Source organism: Ruegeria sp. HKCCA5929 (assembly GCF_013034525.1).
Lineage (GTDB): Bacteria > Pseudomonadota > Alphaproteobacteria > Rhodobacterales > Rhodobacteraceae > Ruegeria.
In genome coordinates, this window is sequence record NZ_WQGE01000009.1 from 147,638 (window position 1) to 158,837 (window position 11,200).

Here is an 11,200-nt window from a genome sequence, read left to right on the forward strand (position 1 = left end):
TAACCGACCCTTCCAAGTCTATCCTTTGGAAAAATTTCGCCAGAAACTGTAAGAGGGAGCGCCCCGCCCTCAATCACCCAGTTTGGCGTGAATTTCATCCAGATCGATTTCGCCGATCGGCATCTTGTTGGCCGGGTTTTCGAAATCGTATTTGAACAGCTCAAAATCCTGTTTGTAGATTTCGTAGACCAGATGCATCGACAGATCATCGAAGTAATCCTCGACCGGATGGGCGCGTTTGGGGCCGTGGCCTTCGGATTCGTTGAACCGCGGAATCTCGGCCAATGCAACGGGGTGCTTCAATTCCACATGGTCCAGAACACCCTGCATCCCGTCGTTGAACGCTTCGGTCCAGAAAATCCGGTCGTAACGCCCGCCATTCACGATGAAGGTCGACACATGACCCGACATGGCTGACCAGTGAATGTCCGGATCCATAGGGCGCCGCCAGCGGATCGTGTCACGCGCAAACAGCAGGAACCGGCGGAAGCTGGCGATTTGATCGAATTCGCCCTTACCGTCATCTCCGCCAACTTCGATCCCGTAGTTGTAGATCAGCGTCGGCACCAGATTGCCCCGGTATCGCTTGCCGTTGCGTTGGATGCCGCAGATCTTGTCAAAGAACGAGCTGAGGATGCGGGTATAGGGGTTGCGCACGCAGGTAAATGAATATGAGGCGTGGCTGCGCACGTTATTGGTGATCAGGCCCTGACTCTGGTCAAAAGCCCATTTGTGCATGCCATCCTTGGCATCGTGGATGTCGCCATCAAAAAACTGACCGTGATCCGAATAATACATGATCTGGCCAATGGTCGAGCACGCACATTTGGGCACCACACGGTACACCATGCTTTCACTCTCGGTCATCCAGGTACCGGGAAACCCCATCTGCTGTGCCTCCTTCGCTGGTCAGGTCTCGGTCCGATACGCCAGCGTTTGGTAATAAAGAACCAAAATTATTCTGTTTATTCAATCGCGCATCCTCAGTATCACGGTTGAAACCGGGCAGAAACGGAAATTACCTGATCTCAATGGCAAAGATTGCCTACATATTGCTGTGCCATAAGGACCCCGAGGCCATCATCGCGCAGGCCGAACAGCTGACCGCTGCGGGTGATTGCATGGCGATCCACTTTGATGCACGTGCCAGTTCTGCTGCGTATGACCAGATCCGTAGCGCGCTGCGCGAAAACCCCAATGTGACCTTCGCTGCAAAGCGCATCAAATGCGGATGGGGAGAGTGGTCGCTGGTGCACGCCACGCTGAACGCCTTAAAGGCCGCGGTCGAGGCATTCCCCCGCGCCACGCATTTCTACATGCTGTCTGGCGATTGCATGGCCATCAAAACCGCCGAATATACCCACCGTTTTCTGGACGATCGCGACAAAGATTTCATCGAAAGCCACGATTTCTTTGAAAGCAACTGGATCAAGACCGGCATGAAAGAAGACCGTCTGATCTATCGCCATCATTTCAATGAACGCACTCAGCCTAAACTGTTTTACTCCGCCTACGAGATGCAGAAGCGGTTTGGTCTGACCCGGGGTATCCCCGAAGACTTGCAGATCATGATCGGCAGCCAATGGTGGTGCCTGCGCCGCCGCACCGTTGAGAGGATCCTGGACTTTTTGCGCCAGCGACGGGACGTGATCCGGTTTTTCTCAACCACCTGGATCCCGGACGAGACCTTCTTTCAGACATTGGTCCGCCATCTGATACCGAAGGGTGAAATCGAAAACCGCACACCAACCTTCCTGATGTTTTCAGACTACGGAATGCCGGTCACTTTCTACAACGATCACTATGACATGCTTTTGGGTCAGGACTATCTGTTTGCCCGAAAGATCAGCCCCGAAGCACACGAGCTTAAAGATCGCCTGGGGTCGCTTTATGCCAGTGAAGGTATTGAGTTTCCGGTCTCGAATGAAGGTCGCAACCTGTTTGCGTTTTTGACCGGACGCGGGCGTATTGGCCGCCGATTTGGGCCACGTTTCTGGGAAGCCGGTCGCGCGTTGGACCCCGAGCGCGAGCTTTTCGTCATCGTCTGCAAGAAATGGCACGTCGCCAAGCGACTGGTCGATCAGATCGCATCCGAAACCGATATCCCCTGTGTCGAGTACCTGTTCAACGAAGAAGAGACACAGATGCCCGATCTGGGCGGGATAGAAACGAGCCTTGCAAAACGCTCGCGCCACAGACGGGCCGTGGTGAGAATGTTGTTTGACAGTTTCGGGTCGGATCAACTGGTTCTGTGTCTCGACCCCGCCAATCTTGACGTGCTTGAAGATTTCTGCGGCGATCAGGCCAAAACCCATGTGCTCGAGATCGAATGCGAGTATTCAGACGACTATCTGATCGGTCATGCACGCCGCGTCGGGCTGGCCGGAGAAAACAGCCCTGCAGAAAACGTGGCACAACTGGTGCCGACGCTGCGCAATGATCTGAACTATGAATCACAACAAATCCGGGCTGCCGGGCTTGAGAATTATCTGCGCTTGCGTGAAACGGCCTCGCGCAGCGAAAATGAGGCTGTCATCGCCGGGTTTCTTGGTGTGAGTCAGGAAAAGGCCAGCGCCGTAATGCGACTAGACTATCTTTTCCTCGATTAAGCGAAACTCCGGCCTGGAATCCGAATGACAACGGGCCCTCAGAATGGCGCGCGGCAAGCGCCGCTTCAACCTGCTTTCGCCCCATGGACCTGCAACCCATCCGTCAAGTTCACTGTATTCGTGATTTTTGTCTAAAAATCGGATACTGTGCGGCCAATTAGGCCGATTTGTTTATACTTTTTTCATCAACAGATCAGTCTCGACCAGTGAAAAGACGCAGAACAGGGCGATCTTTGGTGCACAAAGACCAATGCCTGTCCGGGAAACACACAGACATTCTGCTGGTCCAAAATTGAAATTTGAAACGCAACTCCGGGGGGGGACATAGTTGTGACCACAGATCAAATTGCCAATGCCAGATCATATATTCCAAGCGACGCAGATTGGACCGTGATTTACAAAGTCCTGCCGGGCGAGGCCGAAGTCGCGAACCCCGCTGTCATCAATCCACATTTTGAGTGTATCGAGGTGACAGGAAACACGGTCCTGCCGGCTAAGGGCATGTATGTTGTGCTGCGCGGTCTCGTTCAGTTGCGTCAGAATGGGCAACCGCTGGCCAGCGCAGATGTGGGCGATTATTTCTACGAAGAGCACCTTCAGATCTCGGACATACCTGTCAGCCTTGAAGCACTTGCATTGGACGGCACATGTTTGGCGTATTTATCGAGCGATAACTGGCGGCAGATACCGGAAGAGGTACGCAAACCCTGTTTCGCCACCATGTTCGGCGATCTGGTGAGCGTCCAGTTGCAGAATTTCCAGCAACCAATCAACTGTTGCAGCGTGACAGCCGCAGCGCTCAGCATGTCTGCGCTTGGGTTCAGTTGCGAGGTGAATGACATTTTCCGCGAATGCGCACTGCCGTCATCCTTTGTGGTGAATGACGGTATCTCGCTGGGGGAACTGTTTGACGTCGCCTGCACCTATATTCACTCGCAAGGGCTTCGGGACCGGGTTCAGGTTCAGGCCTATTTCATGGATGAAGACACAACCAACGTTCCCCTGCTGCTTGAGGCAATCGACGAATCCAATCGGCTGGGCGGAGAAAACGATATTCTAGTGGCGAACTTTCAGGTCGGTGTCGCCCATGGCAAAGAAAATATGCCAGGTGGCCATTTCGCCGTCATCGCCAAGTGCAACCCAAGCACCGGTCTGGTGCATATGATGGATGTGCATCCTGAAAAATACGGCAAGCTTTGGGTCACAACGATCGAACGGCTGTGGAAGGCCATGTCGGACCGCGATGGAACCTCGATGCGATCACGCGGCATTCTGCGCTTCTCGGCACGCGCTGCGGTCAAAACCCATCTGAAAACGTTCAAACAACGGTGCAACTACGTCGACAGCACGCGCTATCTGGCGAAAGATCCCAAAAAGCGCCGCAACCTGTTCCGCCGGGCGACGCCCAACATGAACTCGCTGGGTGTGCTGGCGGAAAGCCTGGCCATTCACGGCGACAACCGCGTAGACGAGGATGAGTTGCTGCGGGCGACCGAGGCGTCGTTCACCGAGGCCGTCAGCCGGGTCGCCACTGCAAAAGACATGCACGAAATGGCGGAAAAATACCTTAGCCAGTCTGAAAACGTGCATCTGGGCAGTACGTTCCAAAGCTTTGCTACCCGCAAGGACACATCGATCCAAACCCCGCAGGATTGGTTCAAGGAACAGTTGAAAAGCCTGAATACCAACAAAGATCGTCACCTGATGATAAATATCGATTTCAATCGCGTCACCGGGATCGAAGCGATCCGTTCGCCGGAAAACGTCTATCGGGAAACTGCCCTGCTGGAAGAGTTCTGGTGTCTTTGCATTGCCTATGAAGAAAACACCGATGTTGTCACCATTGTCGACATGAGCCCCGCGACCTCTCAGGTCTGGCAAGCGCCACGCGGCAATATTTTTCGTGGACTACGCGATCTGGAAGACCCCGCATTGGTGATGATCGAAGAAATCGACCCGCCCGAGGACCCAAGCGATGTTGTCAGTATCCTCAAGCACAATACGATGGTTCTGTTTTATGAGGATGAAGACCCCTGGTCCTATATGCTGCGCAGCATTCTGTCGAATATCGGCGCGACTACTGTCAAGCAAATCGACGTAGGCGGACGAGATCCCAATATGATCCGGATGCGGCGACAACTGGTAACGCTTGGTGAGCGACCAGACGTGCCGTATTTGTTTTTCCAAGGAGAGTGCATCAGCAAAAGCGAAGAGCTGGAAGACATCGTGGACATGATCCGGGCCGGTGAATTGCAAGCCAGGATGCGCAAAGAAGGACTGCCAGTTTCCGACCTGAATGAAACACCAAGCCTTGAGAAGAATCCTTTCGGCTATCCCAAAGGGGTGATGAATCAGGTCAACGTGGGCAAGCGCAACGTATTGTTGTGTGCCTGCGGCTCGTCTGCGGCAGATAAAATCCCTGAACTTGTCGAACGCATCGTCGATGCCGGGCACAACGTGAAACTGATCCCCTCGGTCTCGGCCGAAAAGTTCTTTCGCGATTTCGGGGCCGAGAGGATCGACGCCAAGATCACCCATCATGATTATTACCGCGACGATGATGAGTGGAATTTCCGCTATATGAAGTTTGACATGCCAGTGCGGGCCTCGCATCTGGCGCTGTGCGACTGGGCCGATTGCGTCATTGTGGCCCCTATCACCTGCAACACGATGGGAAAGGTGGCCAACGGTATTGCTGACAATCTTCTAACCTCGGTCTTTGTGGCATGGCAATACCAGAAGAAACCGGTAATCCTTTGCCCGGCCTGCAACACGAATATGTGGAACAACATCACCACGCAGAACAACGTCGACAAGCTGAAGACGCTGGGTGTCGACTTCATCGGTCCGCGCGAAGGGCGCTTGTCAAATGGTCGGATGGGTATCGGCATGATGGCCACGCCTGACCAGATCATGGAGGCTTTGGCAGACGCCTTCGAGGAGTTGGACGACCAGAAATACCGTGTCTGCAAATGGGCGCGCGAGGCCGCCGCCGCCGATGACATCAACGAATGGAGACGCGTGTTCCGCGCCATCGACGAAGGCATCGTCGGGGTCAATATCGTAGACGAAGCGCATGGCGATTCCTTGTTGCATTACGCAGCCGGTGGCGAAGGTGAGCTGAACGAAAGCGGCCATGATCTGGGCAAACCGGACTATGAAGCTGCCCAGGACCTGATCAAACGCGATATCGACGTCAACATCGTCAACGATCACGGGTTCACTGCACTACATGTGGCGGTAATGAACAAAGCGCCCAGGATGGTTGAAATCCTGCTGGGGGCCGAAAACATGGACGCGACCTCGTGCATCGATTTTGTGCAGGGCATGACGATCGAGCCCGAAATCCGAACCATGCTGGACAACTGGGCGCGCGATCACAACGTGAAGCTTGCTGACCCGGAAGAAGGCCGCGATGAGAGCTTTGTGGCGGTGCAAGAGCCGACATATCTGTATTTCACATATGGTTCGCTGAAACAGGGATTCCCGAACCACGAAGCGCACAGCAAAGTTCTAAACGACTTCGTGGGTCCGGCCCGCACCCGGCAACCCATGCCGTTGATCGTCCCGAAAGAGCCATTCTGTGACAATCCGAACTGCGGATACCTGCACCGTATGGCCACGCTTGTGGATCAACAAGGTATGGGCAAACAGGTCAGTGGTGAGGTTTATCGCGTGACGGAATCCGGCTTGCACGAGCTGGATAAGCTGGAAGGTTACCACGGTCCAAATTCGACCGAAAACGTGTATGTCCGCAAGAAGATCAATGTGGCCGTGAACGGTGTGATGAAGCCCGCATACGCCTATGTGATCGCGGAGCCAGAGAAATACCTGAAGAACTTGCGAGACGGCACGTCAGAGATGGTCAGTGATTACACGCTGGACATGGCGCAGGGCGAGCCAAAACCGGGGTTTGAACCTGTAGCTTAACCGTCTTGCGTGCTGATTGGCGGCGGCTCAGGGCTTTCCTTCAGGCTGAGGTTGTAAGCCGTGATCGCCACCATGCACAGCAGCACAAACGGCCAGAAACTGGCCTTGGGAATAAGATTGTCCCGATAGTGGATGATCCGCAGCGACGGCACCGCCTCGGAGGCGAATAGGTACGTGTTGACCGATACCGCCAGCAACATGAAATACATCAGGAAAAAGAACGACTCCATGTAGATCACGGGCGAGCCGGCAAAGCCTTCGCGCAGCTGCACATGCGCCAGCAGGATCACGAAGAACAAAACCGAACAGGTGCCGATCACGCTGGACGTGCTGAAATCATGCCTCTCGGCCAAACCCTCGCGGCGGGTGACGGTCATGACCGCACCGAACAGCAACATCATCACAACGATCAAGGGGACCATATGAACGATAAACGCATTGCCAAAATTGCGTTTGATGACGAAATTATAGTGCAACTCGGGCGCGTTGGTTTGATAGGCGTTCTGGCCGATGCCCAGCGTTGTATCCAGATTTGACAGTTTATAGTCGAAATAGGTGTTTTCCCGCTCCCACGTACCCATCACGATTTGGTTGTCGATCCCAAAAATGTCGTCCGGCCCGGTTGCCGGATAGGCCTCGAAATCGGGAACCAACGCGACGGCATCCTCAAACGAGGACGGCCAGAACCGCACCCAGACCGTTTTGTGATCAAAAGGGTAACTTGTGTAATCAAAGCTCTGGCGCAGGGTTTGTTCGAAATACCAACCCACCAATACGCCGTCAGGTTGCGGCAGTCGGTACGCCTCGGCGATCAGGCCGTTTGCACTATCTACTGCTTCGGGCAGAAGAAACCCGACCTCATCCTCATTCGGGAGGATCTGGTCATGCACGCCCGTCTCATAGTGCTGCCAGATATAACCCGTGACCTGAACATCGCTGGCCCCCAGAAAACTGAATGACTTTATGAAAATCCCTGTCCGCACATAGTAGTCAGGCTCCACATCCAGCTTACCCAGATATGAGTCTACTGCGGCTTGATCTGGCAACTGCGTCGGATCGCCTTCGAAATGGTTCAACTCGATCCAGAGTTTCAACAAAAGACCCGCCAGCCCAAGGGTCAGCAGGCCAGAGATAAGCCAAACCTTCTTCTCGACGCTCATTCAGCCTCCTGCCTGTTCCGTCAGAAAATCAGCGGGCCCCAGCAGGGATTGAGTAATTCCCATCTCGGCAAACTCGGCTTGCAGATTGGCAAAACTCTCATGTTTGCGTGGCAGGATGCCAATTTGCCCGCATTCCGCCAAAAAACGCGTCTGGCGGATGGACAAATCGACCATTGGCAAAGGTTCCCCTGCCGTAAAGACCGCCAGCCCATCCGCATAGTCATTCGCCGCCTGCCAATCACCTCGCGCCAGCATGACTGCGCTGGCATCGGGGTAAAAATGCAGATGACTGTGGCCGACACACCCTTCTGCGATAATCTCGGCCCCCAAATTCAACAGGCGCATTTGTTCATCCGGGTCGGTTTCGGCCATCGCCAACGCCGAAAGTGCTTTGGGCCCTACAAAATTCCGCCCATGTTCCAGTGCAATCTCAACCGCCCGTCGGCCTGTTTCCAAAGCCTGATCCATTTGCCTGGCATAAACCTGCGTGCGGGCCAGATGCTCCAGCGCTTGTGCCTCAAGCCGTTTTGCCCCGACACGCTCAGCAATCTCGGCCGATACCCGGAATGCTTCTAGCGCTCGATCAAGATCGCCCAAAAACGTTTCGGCCACACCCAGGCAGGTCTGAGCCACACATTCCGGCACAAAAGCAAAATACTTCTGCGAAACTTCGATGGCTTCGTTTGCGTCTGCGCGCCCCTGCCCGACATCCCCCGTGTAGCTGCGCGCGACGCTCAGGTTGTGCAGATTGGCCGCCAAATCCCGAACCAGCCCCTTTTCACGCGCCCGGTCAACAGCTTGCGTGTAAAAGCCAGTCGCCGTTTTCATGGTGGCTTTCATGAAGTTGGCATCACCAAATCCGCTGAGCGCTCCCACTTCAAGGCGCACGGAATCCAGTTTGCGGGCCAACGTGAGAGCCCGCTCATTCGCACTCAGTGCTTCCTTGTCGCGACCCAAGGGGAAATACACATTGCCGCGCACATAGTTGATCTGGGCCACGTCCCGTTCGGAGCCAGCACGCTCAGCCGCAGCTTCAGCTGTGTCCAGCGCCTCAAGCGCGTCCTGATACAGGCTGGCCTGCCGCGCTGCCTGTGCAAGGCCAATATGCGCCCGGCTAATTTGCTCATCCGTCTCCGCAAGACCCGCCGCGTCCCGGAACTCCTGCAAAGCTTCGTTAGACAGGCCCTGCAGCCGGTGCGTCTCACCCCGTGCACACAGCAGGTCAAACCGGACGCCTGCGGGGGAAGGCAGCTCCAAAGCGCGTTCGATCAACGGGCTTGCGTCGTCGAACCGGAACGCGTGGATCAGCTTATCGGCGGCGTCCAGATAGGCTTGCGCCGCATTGTTGGCCCCCGCCCGGTCCAGATGCTGCGCGCGCAGGGTCGCATCTCGATCTTCAAACCATTTGGCCGCCTGTCGATGCAAACGAGCGCGTTCCGATTTGACCAACGTGGCATAAGACCCGTCCCGGATCAGCGCGTGCGCAAACATAAGGTCTGCACCCGCCTCTCGTATCAGGGCCGAGCGGATCAGATTTGTGGTATCCAGATGCCCTTCGCCGAGAATATAATTCAGAACCTCGGGTGAGAATCTCTGCCCCAGCACTGACGCCGCCTGAATGGCGCTGCGACTTGAGCGATCCAGTGCATCCAAACGCGACTGCACGATGCCTTGGATGCTTCCGGGAACCGTTTCCTGCTTGAGCACATCAATGTTGCGCAACAATTGTTCCAGGAACAGAGGGTTGCCGCCCGCTCGTTTAACGCAAGTGTCCAAAAGCTCGGGATCGATGGCCGTAAATTCCTCGACCAGTTGCCGCGCCTGGTCCTCCCCCATTGGGGCTAACTCTAGTTTAGAGACAAGCGCGCCCTCTGTGGCCATTTGCCAGTCTCGATCGATCGGGTCTCCTTCAACCCGACTGGTCATCATCAAGACACAAGGGATTTGCCGCGTTACTGCTGCGATATGTGCGCAGGCTGCGAGAATGTCGGGAGAGGCCCAATGGATATCTTCGATCTGGATCAGCAATGGCGCGTCCTGACTGCGAGCCATCAACAACTCATCAATGACCTGCCTGCGCCCACGTAGCCGGGTCTTGTTGTCCATGACAGCATAAACCTCGGCCAATCCCGGATCTTGCTCAAGCTCAAGCAAAGCGTTGAGATGCGCTGCATTAGAAGGGCTGACCCAGCCTTTGGCGACTGCTTCCTTGGCCACGGCGGCGCCCGTTTTTGGCCCATCCGATGCGTCAAGACCCAGAACACTGCGGGCCACGGACTGAATGGCCGAGTGTCCTTCACGCGCACCAAAGTCCATAACAACGCCATTGTGGATCGAATAGGACAGGCTTTTGGCCAGTTCGGCCACCTGCTCGGACAAATGCGTCTTGCCGATACCCGGTTCGCCCAGAACCACGTGGACTTCGCCTTCTCCGTGCCGTTTGCAGCGGTCAAATGTTGCCGAAAACAACGACATCTCACGATCGCGCCCGATGAACTTATGCCGTCTTGTCCGAATGTTCCGGGCCAAACGGTCCAGACGCCAGACTTCGACGGGTTCATTCAATCCTTTGATATCCTGCACGCCGATAGACTCACCCACAAACAGCGGACCCAAGGCGCGTTGGATGTCGTGAGAAACAAGCGTTTCTTCACCTTTTGAGATGTCGGTCAAACGCGAGGCTAAATTGACCCCATCGCCGGTAACGGTGTATTCCGTGTGCGCTTGGCTTCCAGTTGTGCTGGCTATGACCTGCCCCGAGGCAATTCCGATATGACAGGACAGCGGTGGTGTCAGTGTTGGCAAAACTGCATGTATCTCGGCCGCCGCTCTGGCTGCCCGTTCTGTGTCATTTGTATGTGATATAGGCGCGCCGAAAACGGCCATGACCGCATCGCCAATATGCTTGTCTATGCGCCCCCCATATTTCTCAACAACATTGTCCACTTTGCCAAAGAACTGGTTGAGCAAGGCGTGCAAATCTTCGGCATCCAAGTCACTGGACAATTTTGTAAACCCAGTCAGGTCAACAAACATCACGGTGACCTGCCGTCGCGCAGGTTCTATAGACGCCGCAGTGTCTTGCATTGTTGCTGCTTCAGCCACGTCAAGAGTTTCAATGGCACGCAACAACCTTCGACGATCACCAACCGCAGTGACCCCGATTTCAATTAAGTCTTCTGCCGTCAAATCTGGCAGAATGGAAAAATCGATCTTGTTGTCTAGAAAGGCTTGCGCATAGTCAGACAATCCAATTGCGCTTAGCCACTTGCTCAGGTCCTGAGACATGTCGCCCCTCTGAAGTCCCCCTACTTCAAATTTAGGTCTAGCACGGGCGTTACGGTTGAGTCTGCAAAAACCAAATTAAATTATGAATATGTGTGTGTTTAATTTTGGCGATGGGTAGTTTTGGCAGCGACATCCAAGCCCACAGTCCAGTGGACTTTTTGTAGATCGAGGGGTCTGTGTTGTGATTTTCCGACGTTGGTTGCGGGAGTAGGA

The 11,200-nt window shown here is 54.8% G+C and carries 5 protein-coding genes; 2 read left to right on the forward strand and 3 right to left on the reverse strand.

The genetic code is table 11. The features are described 5' to 3' along the window. Positions 1-69: 69 nt before the first annotated feature. Positions 70-888, reverse strand: coding sequence for a sulfotransferase family protein (locus GOV90_RS18780; RefSeq protein ID WP_171096628.1), 819 nt, complete (start codon positions 886-888; stop codon positions 70-72). A 143-nt stretch (positions 889-1,031) separates the two neighbouring features. Between GOV90_RS18780 and GOV90_RS18785 the strand changes: the two genes are divergently transcribed. Next, the gene (locus tag GOV90_RS18785) at positions 1,032-2,609 is read left to right on the forward strand and encodes a DUF5928 domain-containing protein (RefSeq protein ID WP_171096630.1); all 1,578 of its coding nucleotides are present in this window, start codon (positions 1,032-1,034) and stop codon (positions 2,607-2,609) included. A 330-nt stretch (positions 2,610-2,939) separates the two neighbouring features. Then, positions 2,940-6,539: a flavoprotein gene (locus tag GOV90_RS18790; RefSeq protein ID WP_171096636.1), complete on the forward strand. Its 3,600-nt coding sequence runs from the start codon at positions 2,940-2,942 to the stop codon at positions 6,537-6,539. Here the strand turns inward: GOV90_RS18790 and GOV90_RS18795 are convergent. Beyond that, positions 6,536-7,699: a hypothetical protein gene (locus GOV90_RS18795; RefSeq protein ID WP_171096638.1), complete on the reverse strand. Its 1,164-nt coding sequence runs from the start codon at positions 7,697-7,699 to the stop codon at positions 6,536-6,538. The two genes, GOV90_RS18790 and GOV90_RS18795, sit on opposite strands and share 4 nt — an antisense overlap. Beyond that, entirely contained in the window at positions 7,700-10,987 is a 3,288-nt protein-coding gene (locus GOV90_RS18800; RefSeq protein WP_171096641.1) for an adenylate/guanylate cyclase domain-containing protein, read from the reverse strand. Between the last annotated feature and the right edge of the window lie 213 nt (positions 10,988-11,200).

Coding starts and splice junctions, on each gene's coding strand:
- GOV90_RS18780 (WP_171096628.1), bottom strand. CDS start 888: ATGGGGTTTCCCGGTACCTGGATGACCGAGAGTGAAAGCATGGTGTAC.
- GOV90_RS18785 (WP_171096630.1), top strand. CDS start 1,032: ATGGCAAAGATTGCCTACATATTGCTGTGCCATAAGGACCCCGAGGCC.
- GOV90_RS18795 (WP_171096638.1), bottom strand. CDS start 7,699: ATGAGCGTCGAGAAGAAGGTTTGGCTTATCTCTGGCCTGCTGACCCTT.
- GOV90_RS18800 (WP_171096641.1), bottom strand. CDS start 10,987: ATGTCTCAGGACCTGAGCAAGTGGCTAAGCGCAATTGGATTGTCTGAC.